At 69.5% G+C, this 22,590-nt stretch carries 23 protein-coding genes; 6 read left to right on the forward strand and 17 right to left on the reverse strand.

The window, feature by feature from the left end; genetic code table 11:
• Positions 1-4: 4 nt before the first annotated feature.
• The 5 genes from G6N19_RS20215 to G6N19_RS20235 all read right to left on the reverse strand — a co-directional run bounded on the left by G6N19_RS20215 (position 5) and on the right by G6N19_RS20235 (position 4,296).
• Positions 5-307, reverse strand: coding sequence for a DUF732 domain-containing protein (locus tag G6N19_RS20215; protein WP_158019467.1), 303 nt, complete (start codon positions 305-307; stop codon positions 5-7).
• Positions 308-618: 311 nt separating this feature from the next.
• The gene (locus tag G6N19_RS20220; RefSeq protein WP_013828921.1) at positions 619-2,082 is read right to left on the reverse strand and encodes a lipase maturation factor family protein; all 1,464 of its coding nucleotides are present in this window, start codon (positions 2,080-2,082) and stop codon (positions 619-621) included.
• A gap of 49 nt (positions 2,083-2,131) precedes the next feature.
• On the reverse strand, positions 2,132-3,406 hold the full coding sequence (locus tag G6N19_RS20225; RefSeq protein WP_013828920.1) for a competence/damage-inducible protein A: 1,275 nt from the start codon (positions 3,404-3,406) through the stop codon (positions 2,132-2,134).
• A gap of 24 nt (positions 3,407-3,430) precedes the next feature.
• A complete protein-coding gene (locus G6N19_RS20230; protein ID WP_193465508.1) occupies positions 3,431-3,910 on the reverse strand; it encodes a hypothetical protein in 480 nt (159 codons plus the stop codon).
• Between the two features lie 128 nt (positions 3,911-4,038).
• On the reverse strand, positions 4,039-4,296 hold the full coding sequence (locus G6N19_RS20235) for a hypothetical protein (RefSeq protein WP_193465509.1): 258 nt from the start codon (positions 4,294-4,296) through the stop codon (positions 4,039-4,041).
• Between the two features lie 92 nt (positions 4,297-4,388).
• Here G6N19_RS20235 and G6N19_RS20240 point away from each other — a divergent pair, with 92 nt between their 5' ends.
• Together G6N19_RS20240 and G6N19_RS20245 are read left to right on the forward strand one after the other, a co-directional pair.
• Positions 4,389-5,171, forward strand: a complete 783-nt coding sequence (locus G6N19_RS20240) for an HAD family hydrolase (protein WP_193465510.1) — start codon at positions 4,389-4,391, stop codon at positions 5,169-5,171.
• Between the two features lie 133 nt (positions 5,172-5,304).
• Positions 5,305-6,435 carry a nitronate monooxygenase gene (locus G6N19_RS20245; RefSeq protein ID WP_083038537.1) on the forward strand — a complete coding sequence of 377 codons (1,131 nt, stop codon included), beginning with the start codon at positions 5,305-5,307 and terminating at the stop codon, positions 6,433-6,435.
• A gap of 4 nt (positions 6,436-6,439) precedes the next feature.
• On the opposite strand, the gene G6N19_RS20250 is transcribed toward G6N19_RS20245, so the two are convergent.
• The 8 genes from G6N19_RS20250 to G6N19_RS20285 all read right to left on the reverse strand — a co-directional run bounded on the left by G6N19_RS20250 (position 6,440) and on the right by G6N19_RS20285 (position 13,695).
• Positions 6,440-6,889: a hypothetical protein gene (locus G6N19_RS20250; protein WP_193465511.1), complete on the reverse strand. Its 450-nt coding sequence runs from the start codon at positions 6,887-6,889 to the stop codon at positions 6,440-6,442.
• The gene (locus G6N19_RS20255; protein WP_193465512.1) at positions 6,886-8,163 is read right to left on the reverse strand and encodes a DUF58 domain-containing protein; all 1,278 of its coding nucleotides are present in this window, start codon (positions 8,161-8,163) and stop codon (positions 6,886-6,888) included. The genes G6N19_RS20250 and G6N19_RS20255 overlap by 4 nt, the downstream gene beginning before the upstream one ends.
• Positions 8,160-9,152 carry an AAA family ATPase gene (locus tag G6N19_RS20260; protein WP_041319815.1) on the reverse strand — a complete coding sequence of 331 codons (993 nt, stop codon included), beginning with the start codon at positions 9,150-9,152 and terminating at the stop codon, positions 8,160-8,162. Before G6N19_RS20260 ends, G6N19_RS20255 begins: the two co-directional genes overlap by 4 nt.
• Positions 9,153-9,160: 8 nt before the next feature.
• A complete protein-coding gene (locus G6N19_RS20265) occupies positions 9,161-9,643 on the reverse strand; it encodes a hypothetical protein (RefSeq protein ID WP_013828912.1) in 483 nt (160 codons plus the stop codon).
• Entirely contained in the window at positions 9,640-10,641 is a 1,002-nt protein-coding gene (locus tag G6N19_RS20270; protein ID WP_408632513.1) for a DUF4129 domain-containing protein, read from the reverse strand. Before G6N19_RS20270 ends, G6N19_RS20265 begins: the two co-directional genes overlap by 4 nt.
• Positions 10,642-10,725: 84 nt before the next feature.
• A complete protein-coding gene (gene gnd, locus G6N19_RS20275; RefSeq protein ID WP_013828910.1) occupies positions 10,726-11,745 on the reverse strand; it encodes a phosphogluconate dehydrogenase (NAD(+)-dependent, decarboxylating) in 1,020 nt (339 codons plus the stop codon).
• Positions 11,746-11,758: 13 nt separating this feature from the next.
• Entirely contained in the window at positions 11,759-13,183 is a 1,425-nt protein-coding gene (locus tag G6N19_RS20280; protein WP_193374431.1) for a glucose-6-phosphate dehydrogenase, read from the reverse strand.
• A gap of 89 nt (positions 13,184-13,272) precedes the next feature.
• The gene (locus tag G6N19_RS20285) at positions 13,273-13,695 is read right to left on the reverse strand and encodes a hypothetical protein (RefSeq protein WP_013828908.1); all 423 of its coding nucleotides are present in this window, start codon (positions 13,693-13,695) and stop codon (positions 13,273-13,275) included.
• 128 nt (positions 13,696-13,823) lie between these two features.
• Between G6N19_RS20285 and G6N19_RS20290 the strand changes: the two genes are divergently transcribed.
• Entirely contained in the window at positions 13,824-14,402 is a 579-nt protein-coding gene (locus G6N19_RS20290) for a YceI family protein (RefSeq protein ID WP_083038564.1), read from the forward strand.
• An 18-nt stretch (positions 14,403-14,420) separates the two neighbouring features.
• Here the strand turns inward: G6N19_RS20290 and G6N19_RS20295 are convergent, their stop codons facing one another.
• On the reverse strand, positions 14,421-15,515 hold the full coding sequence (locus tag G6N19_RS20295) for a DUF7159 family protein (RefSeq protein ID WP_013828906.1): 1,095 nt from the start codon (positions 15,513-15,515) through the stop codon (positions 14,421-14,423).
• A gap of 365 nt (positions 15,516-15,880) precedes the next feature.
• Between G6N19_RS20295 and G6N19_RS20300 the strand changes: the two genes are divergently transcribed.
• Both G6N19_RS20300 and G6N19_RS20305 read left to right on the forward strand, forming a co-directional pair.
• Positions 15,881-16,870, forward strand: coding sequence for an esterase family protein (locus G6N19_RS20300; protein ID WP_041317855.1), 990 nt, complete (start codon positions 15,881-15,883; stop codon positions 16,868-16,870).
• A 114-nt stretch (positions 16,871-16,984) separates the two neighbouring features.
• Positions 16,985-17,452, forward strand: a complete 468-nt coding sequence (locus G6N19_RS20305) for an SRPBCC family protein (RefSeq protein WP_041317852.1) — start codon at positions 16,985-16,987, stop codon at positions 17,450-17,452.
• A gap of 8 nt (positions 17,453-17,460) precedes the next feature.
• Here the strand turns inward: G6N19_RS20305 and G6N19_RS20310 are convergent, their stop codons facing one another.
• Positions 17,461-19,224, reverse strand: coding sequence for a CocE/NonD family hydrolase (locus tag G6N19_RS20310; RefSeq protein WP_193466464.1), 1,764 nt, complete (start codon positions 19,222-19,224; stop codon positions 17,461-17,463).
• A 337-nt stretch (positions 19,225-19,561) separates the two neighbouring features.
• Here G6N19_RS20310 and G6N19_RS20315 point away from each other — a divergent pair, with 337 nt between their 5' ends.
• Complete coding sequence (locus G6N19_RS20315) at positions 19,562-19,978, forward strand: nuclear transport factor 2 family protein (RefSeq protein ID WP_049793019.1); 417 nt, start codon at positions 19,562-19,564, stop codon at positions 19,976-19,978.
• Positions 19,979-19,995: 17 nt separating this feature from the next.
• On the opposite strand, the gene G6N19_RS20320 is transcribed toward G6N19_RS20315, so the two are convergent.
• Complete coding sequence (locus G6N19_RS20320) at positions 19,996-20,490, reverse strand: carboxymuconolactone decarboxylase family protein (protein WP_041317849.1); 495 nt, start codon at positions 20,488-20,490, stop codon at positions 19,996-19,998.
• Between the two features lie 11 nt (positions 20,491-20,501).
• Positions 20,502-22,562 carry an MDR family MFS transporter gene (locus G6N19_RS20325; RefSeq protein ID WP_013828900.1) on the reverse strand — a complete coding sequence of 687 codons (2,061 nt, stop codon included), beginning with the start codon at positions 22,560-22,562 and terminating at the stop codon, positions 20,502-20,504.
• Between the last annotated feature and the right edge of the window lie 28 nt (positions 22,563-22,590).

Here is a 22,590-nt window from a genome sequence, read left to right on the forward strand (position 1 = left end):
ATTTTCACTTCGGACCTTCGAGGGTGTCTGGACACAGCTCGCGCTGCGCGGCGTTCACCCACGCCCAACCGTCGTCCCACCTGTACGACTCGGCGATCACGTGCGGTGGCGTACCGGTCTTGATCATCGTGCAGATCTGGTAACCGTTCGCCAGGCGACCCGCATCGGTGGTCCACATGCCGATGTAGGTGCGCGGCGGAATCTGGTCCAGAAACGCCTCGTCATCCGCCCCCGCAGCTCCCGCAGCCCCCAGGGCCATCCCCGCGATGACTACGCCGACAGCTGCCGCTCCCGTAGTCCGTCTCATCATCCATTCCTTCTAAGGAGGCCGGTGAAGCCGCATATCAACCAGCTTGGCCAACTCAAGCTGCGTGAGATTCCCGAGCCGGGCCCGGATGCCACCCGCTCGACAGGGCCATGTGGGCCTTTGCCGATGCCCTGAATTGTCCAGTATCACCCGACGGCACGATTTACGACCTGCGGTTTGTCAACATTCCCGTGCTCGCGCGCCACCTCGCGCGCGACGGAATCGTCCCTGTTGCTGGGCAGGCCGTGATCGCCCGAGGAACAGCCACCGGCCATCGACGGTTGGCCCGAAGCTGGGTGACCACCGCGGCGCTAACGAGGGCCCGGCGGCGCGGGCATCCCGTGAGCCGAGACCGGCGGCAGGTAGACGCCCACCAGGCTGCGATGCCACCACGCCCGATCCCGCCGACGCTCGGCGGGTGTGGTGAAGCGGTACTCGTAGAGCAGCGCCCGCACGTAGCGCGGCGGTTCGTCGGGAAACGGGTTGTGGCGCAACAGCCGCAAGGTATCGCGGTCGTTGCGCAGCAGACGTTGCAGCAGGGCGTCGCGCCACGGACGCGCGTAAGCCGGTGAGAGCGCAGCGAACCACATCAGCCAGTCCAGCCGCAGATGGTATGGCGCCCATTGCCGCGGCAGCCGATCCAGCGCACCGGGTTTGCCCTTGAACTCGTATTCTTGCCAAACCGTCCGGTCGGTGAGCTCGGTGGCTGCGGTCCCCTCGATGACCACTTCCCGGCGGCAACGGCCGACCGTGCCGAATGCTCCGTAACTGTTGACCAGATGAAACGGGTTGAACGAGGCGTTCATTCGCTGCTGCCGCCAGGCCAAGTTGCGCACCGGCCAGTAGCTGAGCACGACCACCGCGGCGGTGAACGCGATCACCACAGCGGTGAACCACACCGGGGATTCCGGCATCTCCGGTGGCCGCAACCCGGGAAACAGTCCGGTGAGCCAGGATTGGTCGAGCGCCGCGGCGGCCAGCACGATCGTCACCCAGTTCAGCCAGGCGAAGTTGCCGGAGGCCACCAGCCACAGCTGGGTGACGATGATGATCACCGCCGCCACCCCGGCGATCGGCTGGGGGGCGAACAGCCCGAACGGCACCACCAGCTGGGCGAAGTGGTTGCCGGCGGCTTCAATACGGTGCAGCGGCTTGGGCAGCTGGTGGAAGAACCAGCTCAGCGGGCCCGGCATCGGTTGGGTCTCGTGGTGGTAGTACAGGCAGGTCAAGTCGCGCCAGCAGGAGTCGCCGCGCAGCTTGATCAACCCCGCCCCGAACTCGAGCCGGAACAGTAGCCACCGGGCCAGCCACATCACCAGCACCGGCGGTGCGACCCGGTCGTTGCCCAAAAACACCGCCAGGAACCCGGCCTCCAGCAGGATCGATTCCCAGCCGAACGAGTACCACGCCTGGCCGACGTTGACGATCGACAGGTACATCACCCACAGCAGCAGCCAAATCGACATCACCGCCCACAGCGGCACCAGCTCGCCGGCACCGGCCACCAGCGCCGCCGCCAGCGCCGCGCCGGACCAGCAGGTGGCGGCGAAGAACCGATCCGAGTAGTGCAGCTGGAAAATACTGGGCGCCACCCGGAATGACCGCCGGCGCAGATACCGCGGCACCGGCAACATGCCGCTCTCGCCGATCAGCGCACGGAACTGCCGCGCGGCGGCGACGAACGCGACGACGTACACCGCGGCGATGCCGCGTTCCAGCACCAGCCGGCCCAGCCAATAGCCGGATCCGCCGAACCACGCCCACTGTGTGTCCACGCCCGCAACTCCTCGGTGTGACGTTCATACCACCGGTTGCGGGTCACCATCAGCCAGTTGACAATGCGCGCCGCAGCAGATGCATCGCCACCGTCGTCGACCGTTCCCGGACGTCGGCGCGGTCCCCGGGCAGCCGAGTCGTCCGGGTGAGCAGCGTGCCGTCGCCCAGGGCAACGCTGAAACAGACCGTGCCCACCGGCTTATCCGGCGTTCCGCCACCGGGCCCGGCGATTCCGGTGATCGCCACCGCGGTGTCCGCGGCGAATCGGCGCAGCGCGCCGGCGGCCATCGCCTCGGCCACCGGTTCGGAGACCGCGCCGTGCTCGGCGATCAGTGCCGGGTCGACGCCGAGCAGGTCCGCCTTGGCGTCGTTGGAGTAGGACACCACCCCGCCGGCGAGATAGTCCGAGGCCCCGGGCGGGTCGGCCAGTCTGCCCGCCAGCAGTCCCGCGGTGCAAGATTCCGCGGTCGCGATCCACCGGCCGGCCAATAGCCCCGCGACCAGATCGTCGATCCGCGAACCGTCTTCGGAGAAGATCGCCCGGGCGTGCCGCTCACGCAGCACCGCCAGCAGTTGGCCGTAGGCCGCCGCCGCGTCGGGCTCGTAGCGGGTGACGATCTCGAGCTCACCGCCACGAAGGCAGGTGGTGATCTCCAGCCGCACGAAGTCCGCGATCACTTGTTGTGCGTGCCGCAGTGTGTCGGCCAGACCGGACTCGGGCAACCCGAACATCCGCACGGTCTGCTGTTCGTAGCGGGTCCGGCCGGCGATCGCCTGCTGCACCTCGGGGGTGCCGATCGCCTTGTGCCACATCGGTTGCAATTCGCGGGGCGGGCCCGGCAGCACCACCACCGTCGGGGCGCCGGGCACCACCACTCCGGGGGCGGTGCCCACCGGGTCGAGCACCGTCGAGCCGGCCGGGATCAACGCCTGTTTGCGGTTGGCCGCCCGGACCGTCGCGAAATCCGGGGCGCCCGGACCGGTGAAGCGCGCCATCAGCGGCTTGATGATCTCGGCGATCCGGGCCTCCAGTGCGGCGTCGAGCACCACATCCCGGCCACAGAACCGGGCGACGGTGTCGACCGTCAGGTCATCAGCCGTCGGCCCCAGTCCGCCGCTGGTGATGATCAGGTCGACACCCTCGCCGGCCAGGAACCGCAGCTGTGCCTCGATGTCGCGGGGCCGGTCGCCGCAGATCGTGATGTGCGCCAACTCAACTCCGAGCTCCAAGAGCCGGTCGGCCAGCCACGGTCCGTTGCGATCTGCGATCCGCCCGGTGAGGACCTCGGTACCGGTGACGACGATTCCTGCGCGTGCGCTCACCGATCCGAGGTTACGGCCTCAGCGTCAGGGCAAGCCGGGAATCAGCATGACCTCCATCGGCGTCACCGGAGCCGTCGGCGCGAAGGCGCCGGGGACCATCGTGGTCGGTGCGGCCGCCACCGGCGTCGTGCCGCCGAAGTTCGGCATCGGGAACGGCAGCACCGAACTCAGGTTGGCCGGGAGACCGGACAGCCCCGGCAGGCCGGTGGGCTGGCTGGCCGGCGTCGTGGTCTGCGGCACGTTGAGTGTGGCGGTGGCGATCGGCGACTGCGCCGGCGACGCGGCGGGCGCCAGCGGCGTTCCACTCAGCGCGGAGGTGGTGGTCTGCAGCAACTGCTGCGGAATGGCCGTCGAGGACGCGACCATCTGCTCGACCACACCGGGCAGCCCCGGGTTGATCGGAGCGGTGTCCGCGGTCGCGGCGGTGCTGGAGGCGAGCGCCCCCAGGAACATTCCCGCGGCGGCACCGGCCGCAACGGTGAGGTACTTACGGATTCGTGACATGGCTTCTTCCCCATCCCGATAACAACAAGGTCGGGACCGAAGTTAGCCGTGTGAAAATTGTCGCCCAGAGTGACACGAGGGGCGGTTATGCAACCGTTGCGAACCGGAGCCGCCCCGGTTACCGAGCGCTATCTGGCCAGCCAGCTCTGGATCTTGCCCAGGTCGGTGGTGTAGGCCAGCAACACAGAGTCCTCATAGTGCGCGCCGCCGTTGAGGGTGCCGGCATCGCGCCACACGGCGTGGACGTGGAAGACCCCCCGGCCGTAGACGTCGACGCGCTCCCGCTCGGTTCGCTGCCAGCCCAGCTGCTCGGCCCGCTCGGCCAGGGCCTGGCGCACCTCGCTCGCAGCGGTCTCACTGGTCGTCGAGGCGGTCTGTTCATCCATAGGCCGAACACGCTATCAGCTGCCGGTTTCGCGACCACCGGTGCGGCGCGTGACCACCACCGCCGGCGGGGCCGGCCGTAACATCGACGCCGATGACCAGCGATCTGATCGCCGAGATCGGCAGCACCGAGCCGGGAGCCCGGGTCGGGGCGTTCTTCGACCTGGACGGCACGCTGGTGTCGGGGTTCACCGCCACCGCGCATGCCGGCGACCGGATCCGCCGGCGCCAGGCCCGGGCCGGCGAGGTGCTCGGCGTCGTCGAGGCCGCCGTGCGGTACCGGTTGGGCCGCATGCAATTCGAACGACTCCTGGTGCGCGCGGCGGGTTACCTGCGCGGCGAATCGATCCGTGAGCTCGACGAGATCGGTGAGCGGCTCTTCGTCGACCACATCACCGGCCGGATATACCCGCTCATGCAGCAGGTGGTGCGGGCCCACCAGCAGCGCGGCCACAGTGTGGTGCTGAGCTCGTCGGCGCTGACCATCCACGCCGAACCGGTCGCCCGGTATTTGGGTATCGGACAGGTGCTGTGTAACCGGTTCGAACTCGACGAACATGGCCTGCTGACCGGTGACATCGTCAAACCGGTGGTGTGGGGTCGCCAGAAGGCGGCTGCGGTGCAGCGGTTCTGCGAGGACAACGGGATCGACCTCGGCCAGAGCTTCTTCTACGCCGACGGCAATGAGGATGCCGCGCTGATGTCGCTGGTGGGCCGGCCCCGGCCGGTCAATCCGCGCCCCGGCCTGGCGGCGCTGGCCGCCGAGCACGGCTGGCCGGTGCTGCGTGTCAGTGGGCCCGGCCGTGCGCCCGGCCGTTCCCTGCGTCGCGCGGCCGGTTTCGGGGTGGCGGTGTTACGCGCTGTCGCCACGCGCTGATCGGTTACACGATCGGCGGTAGTGTGAGCTGCAGAGCGCTCACCTGGTGGCCGACTGGCCTAGCCGCGCCCGGGTCTGGTACTAAATTAGAACACGTTCCACTTCCATCCGCCGCCCTGCGAAGGAGTAGGTCATGCACACTCCCCTCTGCGACGAACTCGGCATCGAGTTCCCGATCTTTGCGTTCACCCACTGTCGCGACGTGGTCGTCGCGGTGAGCAAGGCCGGCGGGTTCGGGGTGCTCGGCGCCGTCGGCTTCACTCCCGAGCAGCTCGAGATCGAACTGAAGTGGATCGACGAGAACATCGGGGACCACCCGTACGGCGTGGACATCGTCATCCCGAACAAATACGAGGGCATGGACTCCGGGCAGTCCGCCGAGGAACTCGCCGAATCGCTTCGCAAGCTGGTGCCGCAGGAGCACCTCGACTTCGGCAAGAAGCTGCTCGCCGAGCACGGTGTCCCGGTCGAGAACGCCGCAGAGGACAGCCTGCAGTTGCTCGGGTGGACCGAGGCGACCGCCACCCCGCAGGTCGAGGTGGCGCTGCAGCATCCCAAGGTGACGATGATCGCCAACGCGCTGGGGACTCCCCCGGCCGACATGATCAAGCACATCCACGAGGCCGGCCGCAAGGTCGCCGCGCTGTGCGGCTCCGCCTCGCAGGCGCGCAAGCACGCCGCGGCCGGGGTGGACATCATCATCGCCCAGGGCGGCGAGGCCGGCGGCCACTGCGGCGAGGTGGGTTCGATCGTGCTGTGGCCCGAGGTCGTCAAGGCCGTGGCACCGGTGCCGGTGCTGGCGGCGGGCGGCATCGGCAGCGGCCAGCAGATCGCCGCGGCCCTGGCGCTGGGCGCCCAGGGCGCATGGACGGGCTCGCAGTGGCTGATGGTCGAGGAGTCCTCCAATACCGAGGCGCAGCACGCCGCCTACATCAAGGCGACCAGCCGCGACACCGTCCGCAGCCGCTCTTTCACCGGCAAGCCGGCCCGGATGCTGCGCAATGAGTGGACCGAGGCGTGGGAGGCCCCGGAGAACCCCAAGCCGCTGGGCATGCCGCTGCAGTACATGGTCTCCGGCATGGCGGTCCGGGCGACCAACAAGTACCCCAACGAGAGCGTCGACGTGGCGTTCAACCCGGTGGGCCAGGTCGTCGGCCAGTTCACCAAGGTGGAGAAGACCTCGACGGTCATCGAGCGCTGGGTGCAGGAGTACCTCGAGGCGACCAGCACCCTGGAGGCGCTCAACGAGGCCTCCGGAGTCTGACCGGTTACCGTCCGGTGCCCAGAAACGGTTGAGCCACCACGACGCAGACACCGAGCACCACGAACGGCGCCAGTAGCGGCAGCCACGGCAGACTCCATGGGAACGCCGTGGCCGCCACCCCGGCCACGGTGAACCCGACGACCGCGATCACCGTCGGCAGCGTCATCGTGCCGGCGTGCCGCAACACCAGGTATCCCACCGCGGCCAGCCCGGCCACGGCCGCCGAAACCGTTGGCGGATCGGTGATCCCGATCGCGACGACCGCCAGTAGCACCGCGACCGTCGCCGCCGCCGGCCACCGGAATCCGGCCAGCACCGCGCCGGCGGCGGCCAGCGCCGGGACGGCAGCCGGCCCGGCGGCGCCGGATGCGACGGTCGCCGTCATCGCCAATCCGCACGCGCCGGACAACACCAGCGGCAGGGTCTCGGCGGCGCCGACCGGGTGCCCCATCACCGCACCACCGTCGGGCGGTGGCGCTGCGTCGCCAGGAGCATCGACTGTTCCAGTGGCTGTGGTGGCGGCCACGATGCGACGTCGACGCCGATGGTGGCCATGTCGCGGTACATGGCGGTGCGCTCCAGCATCCAGATCCGGCTGACCAGCGGATCGGGGTCCTCTTCGAACGGGGGGCCGGCCAGCACATCGACGGCGAGCACCACGTGGCCGCGTTTGCGCAAGTCGGTCAGCGCGAGCGCGAACTCCGTGTCGAGCAGGGTGGAGAAGGCGATGATCAGGGCGCCCGGCGGCACCGCCGCCCGCGGTGCGAGCGTTCCGGTGGTTTTCTCGAAGCCTTCGCCGGCGCCCAGCACGGCGTCGACGATGCGATAGAACTGGCGCTGCCCGATATCCGCGCCGACCCAGCGCGGCTGCCGGCCACCGAGCGTCACGACGCCGGCGCGGTCACCGTTGCGCAACGCGGTCTGCACCACCTGCGCGGCGCCGATCACCGAACGTTCTGTCGCGGCCGTCGCGGGCCCGCGCGGCTGCGGGTAGCCGTCGATCAGCACCACCACGTCGGCTGCCCGATCGGTCAACCGCTCGGTCACGTGCAGTCTCCCCCGTCTTGCGCTTACCGGCCAATTCACCGAACGCAACGGGTCACCGGGGATGTAAGGGCGGATGTCGGCGTACTCCACGCCGCGACCCGGGTGCCGGGTCAGGTGGGTTCCGACCCGGTCGAGCAGTTCGCTGTGCGGGATCGGGGTGGCCTGCGGGGGCGCCAACGGGAACACCGTGACCTCGCCGACCTCGACGGTGGCCGTCCCGGCCAGCAACCCGCCCCGTGCCACGGCGGCGACGGTGGCCTGGATCGGGTAACGGCCCCAGCGTTCCGCGCGGGCGGTCACGACCGTCCGTGAGCCGGACTCGGCGCCGCTGTGACGGATCATCGCCGGGTGCGTCGACACCGCCACCCGGATCGCGCTCGCCTCCCCGGCGGCCGCCGCGGCCCGAACCGTCAGCTCCACCGGCTCGGATTCGAAGCAGCGCTGCGAGCCAGGCGTTGCGCCCACGCGGAACACCGGTAGCGGCGGCTGCCAGCCCAGCGAGCACAGCACACCCAGCAGCGGCGCGGCGAAGGCGATCAGCTGCCAGCGCGCGGCGCCCACCGCCACCACCAGCGCCAGTCCCGCACCGGTCGCCAAGGCCTGCGTCAACGGCGACGCATGCCAGTGCAATTCGGTATCGACGTCGCCGGGTTCGGGCGTTTCCGGGTGGCGGCTCGTCACGGCGGCGCGGTATCCGGGGCGGGTCCGGGCGCGCCTTGGGTCCGCGGCACCGGAAGTCGTCGCAGCAGTTCGTCCACCACATCTGCGCCCTGGATGCGTCGCACCCACATCTCCGGCCGCAGCGCGATCCGGTGTGCTACCGCCGAGGTGGCCAGCGCCTTGACGTCTTCGGGGATCACGTAGTCGCGGCCGAGCAGCAGCGCGCGCGCCCGGGCGAGCTGGATCAGATCGAGTTCTGATCGCGGGCTGGCGCCCACGGCGACCTGCGGGTGGTGGCGGGTGCCGTTGGCCAGTGACACCACGTAGCGCAGCACGTCGTCGTGCACGCTGACCTGCTCCACCGATTCCCGCATCGCCGTCACGTCGTCGGCGTCGACCACCTTGCGCACCGTCGGCAGCGCGGCTCCCCGGTCGAGTCGCCGGCGCAGCATGGCCGCCTCGCCCTGTTCGGGCAGGTAACCCAGTCGCAGCCTGATCGCGAACCGGTCCAGCTGCGCCTCGGGCAGCGGGTAGGTGCCCTCGTACTCGATCGGGTTGTCGGTGGCCAGCACGATGAACGGCGACGGCAGCCGGTGGGTCTGCCCGTCGATGCTGACCTGCCCCTCGGCCATCGCCTCCAGCAGGGCGGCCTGCGTCTTGGGCGGGGTCCGGTTGATCTCGTCGGCCAGCACCAGGTTGGTGAAGATCGGGCCGCGCCGGAACTCGAAACGGCCCGAGGCCATGTCGTAGATGGTGGTGCCGAGCAGATCGGCCGGCAGCAGGTCCGGGGTGAACTGCACGCGGGTGAAGTCCAATCCGAGCGCCGCGGCGAACGACCGCGCGATCAGCGTCTTGCCCAGTCCGGGAAGGTCTTCGATGAGCACGTGGCCACCGGCGAGCACCGCGGTCAGAATGAGCGTCAGGGCGGGCCGCTTGCCGACCACCGCCTGCTCGATCTCGTCGAGCACGGCAGCGCAGCGCTCGGCGGTCGTTTCGGCCGTGCCGGACAGGCCCGCGCTCACCGTTGCTCCAGCCGGTACAGGATCTCCTCGAGCACCGCCCGTCCCGGCCCGGCTCCGCGGTCGGCGCTGGGGGCGACGTTGCCGGGATCGACCCAGGGCCACAGCTCGGCGCCGAACAGCATCGCCCCGGTGGCGTTGAAGGCCTCGTTCTTCGCTCGCCGCTGGCCGGTGGAGACCTCGAACCGGCGGGCCAGGATGGGCCGCCAGCGCCGATCCCAGTCGGCCCTCGTCGACTCGGCCCAGCGGATTCTGGCCTCGGTGCCCGACAACCACCGCCGCAACGATTCCCCGGGCTCATCGAGCGCCGGCTCCGCGGCCGGGCCGCGCCCACCTGTCCGCAGCAGCTGCCGGATGCCCAGCAGCGGGACCGCGACCGCGATGCCGGCGGCCCACAGCAGCAGCTGTCGTTGGTGGGTGAACAGCACCGCCAGTTGCACCGCGAGTACCAGCAGCACACCTTGCAGCGCAACGGTCTTCATGTCCGAGCCCGTAATTCGTCGAGCACCAGGCGCAGTATCGCAACCGCTTCGGCGCGGTGCGCCTCGGTCATCAGGTGCGGGCTGAACCGCGCCTCGGTGAACAGCTCGACCAGCCTGGGTGCGTTGTCGGCCGGCAGTGCGTGGTGTTCGACCGCCCGTGCCAGCACCTCGGTGGGGGTGTCGAACTCGCGCGGTGCGGCGTCGGGAACGTCGGCGAGGTGGCGCTCCATCACCGCGTAGCAGGCGATGATCGCCTCCCGCGGCTCCCTGCTCCGGTCGGCGATCCGGGTCAGGCCCAGTTCGGCTGCCCGCGCCAGGCTTTCGCCTGCGGTCGGCGGCTGCGCCGCAGCCGGTGCGGGATTGATCTGCGGCGCGGCCGACGTGGCCCGGCGGGCGCGTGTGACGAGCAGCATCGCGGCGATCAGCACCAGCAGGCCTGCGGTGAGCACCAACAGATAACCGAGCGGGGCGCCGGCCGCGCCGAGCGGGGGCGGGTGCAGCGGGACGGGGGCGGGAGCGTCCGCGCCGGCCGGCGACGTGGGCGCCTCACCGCGCGTCCCCAGCAACCCGGCCGGGATCGAGAATCGGTGCGCGGCGCCCAGGCGCACCATCACCACGACCGCCAGCAGCCACGCCGTCAGCACCGCCAACCCGATCAGCAGCACCCGCCACGCCGGCTGTCCCCGATGGGCGCCCACCGTCCGGGACAACTCACCGATGCTGCCGGGCGGGGCGCGCCGATCACGCGCCCGCTGGGCGACGGCGACCGCAACGGCCCCGACGGACACCGCCAGCAGCGCGGCCAGGATGAGCTGTGCCACCGGGCCGGCCTCGGCCGGCCGTCGCGGGTCGTGGGCGACGCCCGGCACATACCCGCGCGTTGCCGCCCCGGCCGCGAGCACCAGCACGATCAGTGCGATCACCCGGCCGGTCGCCGTATCCGCACCGGCACGCATCGCAGCAGCACTGGTCTGGGTGGCTCGCCGTCGCTGCGGCATTCCCCATACTGGCATGCCGGCGCGGCGGGCGGCCAGGATCGCCGGTACCGCTCGCTCGGCCGTGCGGGCCCGGGCGCGGTCGACTCAGCCGGATCTCTCGTCGTGCCCGCCGAACTGCTTGCGCATCGCCGAGAGCACTTTCGCGCCGAACTCGAACAGTTGGCGGGAGGCGAATCGGGCATACAGCGCCGTGGTGAGCACCGGAGCGGGAACACCCTCGTCGATGGCGGCGATCACGGTCCAGCGGCCCTCGCCGGAATCGGAGACGCGGCCGGCGAATTCCTCCAGCGCCGGGGATTTCTGCAGGGCGCCGGCGGTCAGGTCGAGCAACCAGGAGCCGATCACACTGCCCCGCCGCCAGACCTCGGTGACTTCGGGGATGTTGATGTCGTACTGGTAGAACTCGGGATGGCTCAGCGGTGCGGTCTCGGCGTCGCCGCGTTGGTCCTGTTTGCCGATGTTGGCGTGGTGCAGGATGTTCAGCCCCTCCGCGATCGAAGCCATCATCCCGTACTCGATGCCGTTGTGGACCATCTTCACGAAGTGCCCTGCCCCCGACGGACCGCAGTACAGGTAGCCGTTCTCGGCCTGGGCGATCTCGCCGTCGCGGCCCGGCGTGCGGGGGGCGGCGTCGACCCCCGGCGCGATGGTGGCGAAGATCGGCTCGACATGGTCGAACGCATCGCGGTCACCGCCGACCATCAGGCAGTAGCCCCGCTCGCGACCCCACACCCCGCCGCTGGTGCCGCAGTCCAGCAGACGAATACCTTTGTCGGACAGCAGCTTCGAGTGCGCGATATCGTCACGGTAGTATGAGTTGCCGCCGTCGATCACGATGTCGCCGGCGCTCAATGTGTCGGCGAGTTCCTCGATGACCCCGGTGGTGATTGAGCCGGCCGGCACCATCACCCACACCACCCGGGGCGCGGGTAGCTTCTCGGCCAGCTCGGCCGGCGAGGACACCCCGGTGGCCTGGGTCTCGGCGGCCAACGCGGCTACCACGTCGGAATTGTGGTCGTAGACGACGCAGTCGTGGCCATCATCGACCAGCCGCCTCACCAGGTTGGCGCCCATCCGCCCCAGGCCGATCATTCCCAACCGCATGCCCGTCCTCCTTTCACCGTGACCGGCCGTTCGCCGGCAGCCAGGGCTGCTGCCAACTCCGGTGGCCACGAACCAGTGCCTGCGCGGCCTCCGGCCCCCACGAGCCACGCTCGTAGGGGTGGACCTCGCCGGGGTGTTCGAGCAGCGGGGCCACGATCCGCCAGGTCTCCTCGATGCTGTCCTCTCGGGCGAACAGCCGGCGGTCGCCGACTATCGCGGCATGCAACAGCCGCTCATAGGGCTGGATCGGTTCACCCAGATCGTGAGCGAAGGAGGAATCCAGGTGGACGTCACGCCAGGCTTGAGCGTTCTGGTCGTCTTGGGCCACCAATTGCAGCCGCAGCCCCGGATCCGGGTCGATGCGCAACACGATCTGGTTGCGTTGGGCCCGTTCCCGGTGCGGCATGAACGCCAGCGCCGGCACCCGGCGAGTGAACAGCCGAACCTCGGTGACCCGTTCGGGCAGGGCCTTTCCGGCGCGCAGGAAGATCGGGACACCCGCCCAGCGCCAGTTCTCGATCTGGAGGCGCAACGCCACGAAGGTCTCGGTCTGCGATCCGTCGGCCACCCCGGGGACCTCGCTGTACCCGCAGTACTGGCCCCGGACGTAGTGCACCGGCTCGGCCGCGGGCATCGCACGGAACACCTCGGCCTTCTTGTCGTTGAGGTCGTCGTCGCCGGCGCCGACCGGCGGCTCCATCGCGACCAGCGCCAGCACCTGCAGTAGGTGGTTCTGCACCACGTCGCGCAACGCGCCCACGGCGTCATAGAAGCCGCCACGTTCCTCGACACCGAAGTTCTCGGCCATGGTGATGTGGATCTCGGCGATGCTGTGCCGGTCCCACAGTTCGGCGAGCGTCGTGTTGGCGAACCGCAAACACTCCAGGTCGGCGACCGGCTGCTTGCCCAGGAAGTGATCGACCCGCAGGATCTGGTCCTCCCGCAGCACCGCGCGCATCCGGGTGTTGAGGTCGCGCGCGGAGGCCAGGTCGTGGCCGAACGGCTTTTCCACCGCCACCCGGGACCGCTGCAACAGTCCGGCCCGGCCGAGGTGCTCGACGATCGGGCCGAACAGCGACGGCGGCATCTCCAGGTAGTACAGGCACGATTGATCGGTTCCGACCTGCTCGGCGAGCTGCTCGTAGAGTGCGGCATCGGTGACGTCGCCGGGCAGATAGGACAACCGCTCCGCCAACCGGCCAAACACCGCCTCGTCGAACGGTTCGCCGCTGTGGCGGATCGCCTCGGCGGCCCGGTTGACCAGCTCCTCGACGGTGATGTCGTCGCTGGCCACCCCGAGGATGGGGGCGTCCAGAAGGTGGCGGCGCTCCAGGCGGTACAGCGCGCGGAAGGTCATTTTGCGGGCCAGGTCTCCGGTTATCCCGAAGATCACCAGCCGTTGCGACGTCTCCTCGGCGAGTCCGCCCAAGTCCGGCACCTCCTGCCTGTTGCCACCGTGCCTGAAGCTAGTGCAACCGCCTGGAAGAACGCTGTCCGCCGACGACGCGTGGCGGACTCACGCCGTGCTCACCCGACCTGGGCGATGCCGGGCGGGAAGTACGGTCCGATACCCCCGGTGTAGATGCCTGGCTGCCAGCCCCGCGCGCCCAGGCACAGCAGCGGCAGACCGTCGGGCGACTGTGCGGCCGACTGCGGGTTCGGGCACGGCGAACCGATCTCCTGCACTCCGTAGAGCGGGTAGGAGATCTGCCAGAACCCGGTGTCCTTGGGCGGCCACTGGTTGGCGATGAAATGGCAGGCCAGCGCCTGACCGTTGGGGCCGTGGCCGTAGATGTAGCGCTCCCAGCTGAAGCACGCGTCGCCCTGCCGTTGTCCCTCGGCCATCCCCGGCACATCACCGGGGTAGGCGCCGGCGGCGGGTGCGACGGCGATGGCGGCTGCCCCGGCGGCTCCGGCGATGAAAGCAGCTGCAGCTAGTTCACGAATCATTCTTCAGCCCTTAGTCTGTCGATCCTGGCCAGCAGACGGCCCCGCGTGGCAGCCTAACGGGTGCCGGCGGCGTCTCATCGCGATTCCACCGAATGCCGCCACCGCCCCGGGCCGCTAGAGTGCCGCACATGACCGCGCAGGGACAGTTCGACGCATCGCATGGTCGGCTGCAGGTCGGCACCGGGGTGGCAGGCCGGGCCGCGAAGATGGGGCATCGCCTCACGATCGCCATGGAGCGCTGGCAGGCGGTGGTGTCGTGGTCCGGCGAGCAGCCCACCGCCGTGACGCTGACCGTCGAGGCCGATTCACTGCGGGTGCTCGGCGGTGAGGGCGGCATGACGCCACTGACCGGCCCGGAGAAGGCGCTGATCCGCACTAATGCGCGCAATTGCCTCGGCGCCGACAAGTATCGCCGGATCCGCTTCGAGAGCAGCGAGATCGAAGCGACCGACGACGGCTATCGGCTGACCGGATCCCTGGAGATTCGCGGGCGAACCAAGCCGCACGTCGTCGCCGTGCAGGTGTCCGAACTCGGACCGCCGCATCAACACCGCGATTCGTGGCGAGTCGACGGTGAGACGGTGGTGCGCCACAGCGACTTCGGGGTGCGGCGCTATTCGATGCTGATGGGGGCGATGCAGGTCGCCGACGAGGTGACGGTTTCCTTCTCGGCGACCGTGTCCGCGGACGAGATCCGCGGGTCCTGACGCGGCGGCCCGAAGGACTCAGCGGCCGGGAAGACGCGGAATACGCTCGCGGAACCGCTCCAGCAGTGACGCTCCGCCGCGCGGCGGCGGTGCCGGTGGTTCCGGGAGCAGGTCCGGCCCGTCCCACAACGCTCCGAACTCGACCGGTTCCTCCGCAAGCTCGGTCGGCGGCGCCGGGGCGGCCGGTGGCGGCCCCGCCGCAGCACCGGGTGGCGGGGCGGCGGGGACCGCCACCCGCGCCACCGTCGCGTGCTCGGGCGGTCGCTGCTCCGGGAGGTCCCTGCTCGGGCTCAGCTGCAGAGTCACCGCGGCCGACACCGACGCCACGAACATCACCGCTCCCGCGGTCAGCATCGTCAGCGCCCCGGCGTACGGCAGCGACATGGACCGCCCGGCGCCCACGGCCCGGCCGGTCCGGCCCGCCGACCGCGGACTCGTCAGCTCGGCGTGCGGCGCCAGCGCCAGTGCGGCCCCGCGCGCCAACGCCTGCTGGGCTCCGGCCTGCACGAAAACCGGCAACGACAGCTTGGACTCGAGCCGTCGCGCGAGCCGGTCCATGCCGCGCCCGGAGCCGGCCACGGTCAGCACGCCCGGCCGCCGCCCGCCCGATCCGAAGGCGTCGGCCAGCCACTCGACCACGTCATCGGTACGGCCGATCGGACATCCGGTGACGATCGGATAACCGTCATCGGGGCCGTCGAACTGCACCAAGGTGGCAGATCCGGGTTCGATGACGCACACCGCGGTCTGTCCGCCGGCCGGCGCGATGCCGGTTGTCAGCGATGCCGCCGCCCGGCTGAATCGCACTGACACCACGTTCTCGAAGCCGGCGTCGGCCAGCGACTCCAGCAGCAGCGCGGCCCCGACCGCTGCGTCATCGCTCCAGGTCACACCTACACCGTGCAGCCGGTCACCGCGACCGGCCAGCACGGTGCGAACTCGGGCCGCGACAGCCGTCGCCGACGCCGCCAGGCTCACCGCATCCAGCCCGGCATCACCGAGGGTGACACCGACCTCGTCACCGGAAAGCGTCGGGCAGTGGTCGGCCCGTCCGTCCGCCATGACCCAGCCGACCGTCGTCGGCGTCATCGCCAGCCCCAGTACCGTGTCCAAAATCGCGCACCCCAATCGTCCTGATCTGCGATGTCACCGCGTCGGCGGAGAGCCTGCGCCTCGCCCGGGGTGGGGCTCGGCGGGCACCGGAACGGACCGGGGACAGCCCAGGACAGTGTGGTTTTGTCGGCTTACCGGAGGCGAGCCTACGCGTGTCGCGCAGTTGTGCCTAACCGGGTCCCGGCCCGAAATCGGGTATGCTATGTCGCGAGTCGGGTCCCGGAGACGGCCGCCGAGTAGCCAGAAGCGGCCGTTGTCGCATGTGAGGGCCGACACACGAGTGGTGGCGTGCTTTGCGTCGCGATCGACAGATTAGCTACTTTGAGAACATTTCGAGAGCGTTCCGCAGACGACAAGGGGCAGGAATGACAGACGTGACCAAAGGGATGCGCTGGGTGCGCCGATTAATGGTCGGCGCGGTGGCCGCAGCAGCGCTGCCCGGGCTGATCGGCCTGACGGGCAATGAAGCGACCGCATCAGCGTTCTCCCGGCCGGGTCTGCCGGTCGAGTACCTGCAGGTGCCTTCAGCGGGTATGGGCCGGGACATCAAGGTCCAGTTCCAGCCCGGCGGCTCCGGTTCGCCGGGCCTGTATCTGCTCGACGGCATGCGCGCCCAGGATGACTACAACGGCTGGGACATCAACACCCCGGCGTTCGAGTGGTACTACCAGTCGGGCATCTCGGTGATCATGCCCGTCGGTGGCCAGTCCAGCTTCTACAGCGACTGGTACAAGCCGGCCTGCGGTAAGGCGGGCTGCTCCACCTACAAATGGGAAACCTTCATCGCCAGCGAACTGCCGGCCTACCTGGCGTCCGAGTACGGCGTGAGCCAGAGCCGCAACGCCGCGGTCGGCCTGTCGATGGCCGGTTCCTCGGCGATGAACTTCGCGATCTACCACCCGAACGTGTTCACCTACGCGGGGTCGCTGTCGGGCTACGTCAACCCCTCGGACGGCAAGAGCTGGATCGGCCTGGCCATGGGTGACGCCGGCGGCTACAAGAAGGAAGACATGTGGGGCCCCGACGACGACCCGGCGTGGCTGCGCAACGACCCGACGATCAACGTCGCCAAGCTGGTTGCCAACAACACCCGGCTGTGGGTCTACTGCGGTAACGGTCGCCCCAATGAGCTGGGCGGCGACAACATCCCCGCCACGTTCCTCGAGGGCAACTTCATGATCGGCCAGAACAAGAAGTTCCAGGAGGCCTACACCGCGGCCGGTGGCAGCAACGCCGTGTTCAACTTCCCGGACTACGGCACCCACAGCTGGGAGTACTGGGGTGCGCAGCTGCAGGCGATGAAGCCGGACCTGCAGAGCCACTTGGGCGCCAGCGCCGGTGGCGGCGAAGGCTAAACGCTCAATCCCATCACTGAGCCCCATCCGATTCCGGATGGGGCTCAGTGCTTTTGTCGCGGTTTGCCGTGCTTTGTCGCCAGAGGCTTACCCCGCGGCCGCGAACATGATTGGATGGCGGTCATGCAGGGTTCCGCGACAGTTCATATGGCAGCCCCGGCCGAGCGGATCTGGGATCTGGTGGCCGATGTCCGCAACATCGGGCGGTTCTCGCCCGAGACCTTCGAGGCCGAATGGCTCGACGGCGCCACCGGTCCGGAGGTGGGCGCCCGGTTCCGTGGACACGTTCGGCGCAACGGGATCGGGCCGGTGTACTGGACGACATGCCGGGTCACCGAGTGCGAGCCGAATCGGGTGTTCGGCTTCGAAGTGCTCGCCGGTGACCGAGCCGTGAACCGGTGGAGCTACGAGCTGACCCCGACCGCGGACGGCACCCACGTCACCGAGTCGTTCCGGCTGGCCGACTCGTTTCTGACCAGCGTGTACTACTACCTATTCGGTGGTTTCCTGCGGCAGCGCAACAACATCCGCGACATGCGGCGCACCTTGGAGCGCATCCGCGACGTGGCGGAGCAGCAGTAGTTGAAAAGCTAGTCCAGCGTGTCGGGATCGGCCAGCGGCAACAGCAAGAACGACGGGGTGGGACCGCCCTGATGCAGGCGGTAGGTGCCGCCGGCCAGTGCTCGACGCGCGGGCGCGGTCGGTACCAGGTGCGGGAAGTCGTAGCTGGTCACCGTCAGCCGCAGCCGATGTCCCGGCGCGATCATCGCGGCGGTCGGAAAGATTTCGATGTCGTAGCCGATCAACTCCCCCGGTTCGACGGGCCGCACCGCCGATCGGGTGCTGACGTGATGTGGACGCAACACCGTGCCGTCCGGCAGGTACCAGGTGCGGTCGGGGTCGAGTGCGCGGTGCGACCCGAGCAGCGCCCCCTGCGTCAGGGGACGACTGACCCCCTCCGGGGCGACGTCGTCGAGGTGGGCGACCCACAGCGTCTCGGTGGTGTCGGCTGTCGCCTCCACGCGCAAGGTGATCGGTCCGGCGATCAGTGTCGGAGCATCGAACGGCTCGGTGGTGTAGGTCAACGCACCTCGTTGCAGACGGCGGTTGTCCTGGTCGTGACGGGTGCGGCCACCGACCTGGGTGGTGACGAAACTGTTCAGCCCCAGCGTCCACTGCTCGAGGCTGCGCCCCGACACCGGACCGCGCGCCCGGTAGCGCAGGGTGGCCACCGTCTGCTCGGCCGGGGCGTCGGCCAGCAGGCGCCCACCTTGCGACAGGTACAGCCGGGTGGGTACCGCCTCAGCGATCGGGTACTCACGGGCATGAAACCATCGGCTGTCGCCGATCGCCTGGAAGCTGAACGGCGAACCCGAGATCTCCGCGCCCGCATCGTCTTTCAACCAGTGATCGAACCAGCGTAACTGCAGATCCTGAACGTGCAGACCGTCGAAGGCCGACACGTGGTACCACGGTCCCATCATCAGCCTGATCCGCTCGGCCAACGGTTGTCCCGGCTGCATCGGCGCGTGCTCCGCCCGGCCGGTGCACGCATTCTGCAGCGCCGCGAAATTCAGTGGTGCGCCGCGCTGGAAGGCGTCATGCCAGCCGCCGACCAGGAAGACGGCCACGTTGTTGGCGGCGACCTCGGGCAGCACGAGTTCGGGCCGCATACTGTCCCAGAACGGGCCGTCGTAGGCGGCGTCGCCCCCGGTGCGCGCCTCGGCGACCAGCGGCCCGAAATAGCCGCGCTGGTCTCTGCCGCGCTGCCGCACCGCCGCGAGTCCGCCGGCCCGGGGTCGCGGATGCCCACCGCGGATGAAGAACTCCAGCGTCGGATTGATGACGTTGAGCATCGTGTACAGCGCGCCGTAGCCACGCACGGTCGCCAGATGGGGAGCCCCGCCCATGGCGGCAGCGTCCCGGTAGAAATCGTTGGCGGCCATCACCGGGAATACCGCTTTCAGCGGGGAGTCCGGTCCGACTGCGGCTGCGGTGAACAGCTGGTTGATGGCCAGATAGCTGATGCCGAACATGCCGACCCGGCCGTTGGCGTTGGGCAGCGCCGAAGCCCAGTCCACCAGCTCGACGCCGTCGCGGGCCTGGTCGGCACCGAACATCTCGAACGACCCGCCGGATGCACCGGTGCCGCGGACGTCGACCATGACTTCGATGTAGCCGCGCCGGATGAGATGCGGTGTGGGGCCGCCGCCGATCTGCGCGGCCGGTGGTGGGGCCAGCTTGCCGTAGGGGGTCATCGACAGCAGGACCGGAAACGGCCCGCCGGCGGCCTCCCCGGTCTCGCGCACGGTGGGGTAATGGATGTCGGCGCGCAGCACGACACCGTCGCTCATCTCCACCGCGACGTTGCGCCGCACACCGACGCCGTACTGTGCGGGTGGCGCCGCCCACTCCGGGAGCAGCGGCGAGGCGCTGGTCTTGCGGGGACGCGCGGGCCGTGACTTCCGCAACGCGACAGCGGCGACCCCCGTCGCAGCGACCGCCGCGAGCACCAGTTTGACGTTGCGCGCCGTCCGCGGTTCAGGCATGCCCACCTCCCGCCTCAGACTCTAAAGGTGCATCGGTGCCGCTCGGACACCTGACCGGTGCCCGCGTATATTCCGGCGTGTGAGTCGTCCGCCGGAACACGGAGTCGGGGTGTCGCCCGACGTCAAGCAGATCGTCACCGGGATGTGGCAGGCTCTGTCGCGCCGCGACTGGGATGCGGTGAAAGCCGTTCTGGCACAAGACTGCATCTATGTCGACATGCCGGTGGGGCCGACCGCGGCCGCCCGCGGCCCGCACGACATCATCAAGCGCCTCAAGGTCGGTCTTCAGCCGCTGGCCGGATACGTCAACCACCCGGGGTTGTTGGTCGCCGAGGGCTCCGACGTCGTCTACGAGCACTCCGAGACCTGGACCTGGGCCACCGGCGAAACCGCGCTGTTGCGCTTCGTCACCGTGCACAAGGTGGTCGACGGCAAGATCACGCTGTGGAAGGACTACTGGGACATGGCCGGCCTGACCGCCCACGCCCCACCGACCTGGCTGGCGGATCTGGCCGACGCCGACATGTCGTGGGTGTTCGACGCCACCGGGCTGATCTGAGGGTCACCGCTGCGTTGTCATGCCCGACTCGGCAGCGTGAACGCGCAAGCCTGACCGATGTCCATGGTGCGCAGAAACCGCCCCATGCCCAACCACAGCGCGCACGACAGCGCGAGGTCGGCGAGCAGCTCGTCGCTGAAGTGCTCGGCGCACCGCGACCAGAAGTCCTCGTCGTCCCGCAGCCCGGTGTGGTCGGTGGCGAAGCGGTGGGCGAACTCGGCGGCGAGCCGTTCGGCGTCGCTGTAGCCGGGCCAGGTGCGCCATTCCGACACATGCTCGTAGAGGTCCTCGCTCACGCCGGCCGCCGGGCCGTCGGCGTCGCGGGTGTTGACGCAGACCGCGCACTCGTTGTCGAAGGCGATCACCATCCGGGCCAGCTCCCGGGTGCGCATGGGCAGCCGGCCGTTGTTGTAGACCGCGGTGCTGAATCCACCGATGCCCGCAGCGAGTTCGGGCGACTTCGTCATCCAGGCCATCAAGTCATCTGCGGGGAAATCTCCGATTCGGCTCATACCCGCCGATGCTAATCGGCTTTGCCATCAGCATGGGCCGTGCCGGCGAACTCTGCCTCGTTTGCCGACCAGTCCCGGTCGACGAGTGCGCGGTGGGCGATCCGCTGCAGCGCGGCTTCGATCTCGCCGCGCTCCGGGCGGCCCTCGAAGGCGGGCGAGCGGGACAGCTTGTCGCTCACCCACTCCTGGATCAGCGAGGTCACGAACCGCACCTGCTGCAGTCCGACCCGGGTGAGCCCCAGGTGGTCGCCGTCGCGCAGCGCATAACCCTGAGCGACCAGGCGGTCGACGGTGGGTTCGAGGATCTCGTAGGGCACCCGCAGGTTCTTGCCGATGTCGCTGAGCCGCGCGGTGCGGAACACCTGGGTGTAGCGGTAGATGCGCAGCACCGTCCACAACCCGGCCACGTCGAGTTCGCAGTCCGGTCGCAGCGCGATGCTGCGCAGTCGCACACCGGGTTCGTTGCGCAGCAGCCGGCCGATCGCGGTCTCCAGCAGTTCGTCCGACGATGCGGTGGTGGGCATGCCGAACCCGTCGCCGAGGTCGACCGCACTGTCGTGCAACTCCTTGAGCGGAACCTCGCGCAGGAACAGCGCCAGCACGAACCCGAGCAGCGCGACCGGCGCGGCCCAGAAGAAGACCTGGCCGAGTGACTCGGCGTAGGCCTGCACGATCGGCGCCGCCTGCTGCGGCGGCAGTCGGTGCAGCGCTTCGGGGGAACCGGCTGCATCGGCCGTCAACCCGGCGGCGCTGAGCGCCGGACCCAGTCGGCGGTCCAGGAAGTTGACGAACAGCGACCCGAACACCGCAGCACCGAAGGAGCTGCCGATGGTTCGGAAGAAGGTGACCCCGGAAGTGGCCACGCCGAGATCGGCGAAGCTCGAGGTGTTCTGCACGACCAGCACCAGGACCTGCATCGACAGTCCGATACCGGCACCCAGCAGCAGCAGGTAAGCCGACTGCAGCCACGCCGGTGTGGCGGCGTCCATCTGCGACATCAGCGCGAACGCGATCGTCATCAGGGCGGTGCCGGCCACCGGGAAGATCTTGTAGCGGCCGGTTCGGCCGACCAGGGTGCCGCTGCCAGTGGAGGTCACGAGCATGCCCACCACCATCGGCAGCGTGCGCAGCCCGGAGCTGATCGCCGAGACGCCGTCGACGTACTGCATGAAGGTTGGCAGGAAGGTCAGCGCGCCCAGCATCGCGAAGCCGACCACGAACGCCAGCACACAGCACACCGCGAACACCGGGTCGGCGAAAAGCCGGGTCGGCAGGATGGGAGCCGCGACCCGGCTTTCCACCCGGGCGAACAACGCCAGTGCCGCCACGGACGCGGCGAACAGCCCGATGATCGTCACCGAGCCCCAGCCGTAGCGGGTGCCGCCCCAACTGGTCGCCAGCGTCAATCCGGTTGCGCCCAACCCGATCAGCACGATGCCGGCGTAGTCGATCACCGGCTTTGCCCGGTCGGCCAGCGCCGGGATCGCCGCCCCGGCCACGACCATCACGACCACCGAGATCGGCACGTTGATCCAGAACGCCCAGCGCCAGGTCAGGTAGTCGGTGAAATAGCCGCCCAGCAGCGGGCCGATCACGGTCGTGACGCCGAAGACCGCGCCCAACATGCCCTGGTAGCGGCCCCGGTCGCGCAGCGGGATGACCTCACCGATCAGCGCGGTCGCGGTGACCGTGACGCCACCGCCCCCGACACCCTGCAACGCGCGGGCGCCGACCAGCATCACCATCGACGTGGACAGCCCGCACAGCACCGAGCCGAGCACGAAGCACACCACGGCGCTCTGGAAGACCAGCTTGCGCCCGAACAGGTCGCCGAGCTTGCCCGCCAGGACCGTCGCGAAAGTCGACGTCAGCAGGTAGCTGGTGACCACCCAGGACTGGTGGCCGGCGTTGCCCAGATCCGACACGATCGTCGGCAAAGCCGTGGCGACGATGGTCTGATCGAGCGCGGCCATCAGCATGCCGAACACGATCGCCAAGAAGATCAGGTTGCGACGCTGCGGGCTGACCGGCGCAGGCCGCGTGTCCGCTGCGACCGGCGTCGAATTGCTCATACCGGTGGCGGATACCCGCTACCGGGTA

It is taken from the genome of Mycobacterium novum (genome assembly GCF_010726505.1).
GTDB classification, from domain to species: Bacteria; Actinomycetota; Actinomycetes; order Mycobacteriales; family Mycobacteriaceae; genus Mycobacterium; species Mycobacterium algericum.

Bases quoted from the DNA above. Each gene is read 5' to 3' on its own strand.
- G6N19_RS20215 (WP_158019467.1), bottom strand. From the start codon at position 307: ATGAGACGGACTACGGGAGCGGCAGCTGTCGGCGTAGTCATCGCGGGG.
- G6N19_RS20230 (WP_193465508.1), bottom strand. From the start codon at position 3,910: ATGTCACGAATCCGTAAGTACCTCACCGTTGCGGCCGGTGCCGCCGCG.
- G6N19_RS20235 (WP_193465509.1), bottom strand. From the start codon at position 4,296: ATGGATGAACAGACCGCCTCGACGACCAGTGAGACCGCTGCGAGCGAG.
- G6N19_RS20240 (WP_193465510.1), top strand. From the start codon at position 4,389: ATGACCAGCGATCTGATCGCCGAGATCGGCAGCACCGAGCCGGGAGCC.
- G6N19_RS20245 (WP_083038537.1), top strand. From the start codon at position 5,305: ATGCACACTCCCCTCTGCGACGAACTCGGCATCGAGTTCCCGATCTTT.
- G6N19_RS20265 (WP_013828912.1), bottom strand. From the start codon at position 9,643: ATGAAGACCGTTGCGCTGCAAGGTGTGCTGCTGGTACTCGCGGTGCAA.
- G6N19_RS20270 (WP_408632513.1), bottom strand. From the start codon at position 10,641: ATGCCGCAGCGACGGCGAGCCACCCAGACCAGTGCTGCTGCGATGCGT.
- gnd (WP_013828910.1), bottom strand. From the start codon at position 11,745: ATGCGGTTGGGAATGATCGGCCTGGGGCGGATGGGCGCCAACCTGGTG.
- G6N19_RS20285 (WP_013828908.1), bottom strand. From the start codon at position 13,695: ATGATTCGTGAACTAGCTGCAGCTGCTTTCATCGCCGGAGCCGCCGGG.
- G6N19_RS20290 (WP_083038564.1), top strand. From the start codon at position 13,824: ATGACCGCGCAGGGACAGTTCGACGCATCGCATGGTCGGCTGCAGGTC.
- G6N19_RS20300 (WP_041317855.1), top strand. From the start codon at position 15,881: ATGACAGACGTGACCAAAGGGATGCGCTGGGTGCGCCGATTAATGGTC.
- G6N19_RS20305 (WP_041317852.1), top strand. From the start codon at position 16,985: ATGGCGGTCATGCAGGGTTCCGCGACAGTTCATATGGCAGCCCCGGCC.
- G6N19_RS20310 (WP_193466464.1), bottom strand. From the start codon at position 19,224: ATGAGCGACGGTGTCGTGCTGCGCGCCGACATCCATTACCCCACCGTG.
- G6N19_RS20315 (WP_049793019.1), top strand. From the start codon at position 19,562: ATGTGGCAGGCTCTGTCGCGCCGCGACTGGGATGCGGTGAAAGCCGTT.
- G6N19_RS20320 (WP_041317849.1), bottom strand. From the start codon at position 20,490: ATGAGCCGAATCGGAGATTTCCCCGCAGATGACTTGATGGCCTGGATG.
- G6N19_RS20325 (WP_013828900.1), bottom strand. From the start codon at position 22,562: ATGAGCAATTCGACGCCGGTCGCAGCGGACACGCGGCCTGCGCCGGTC.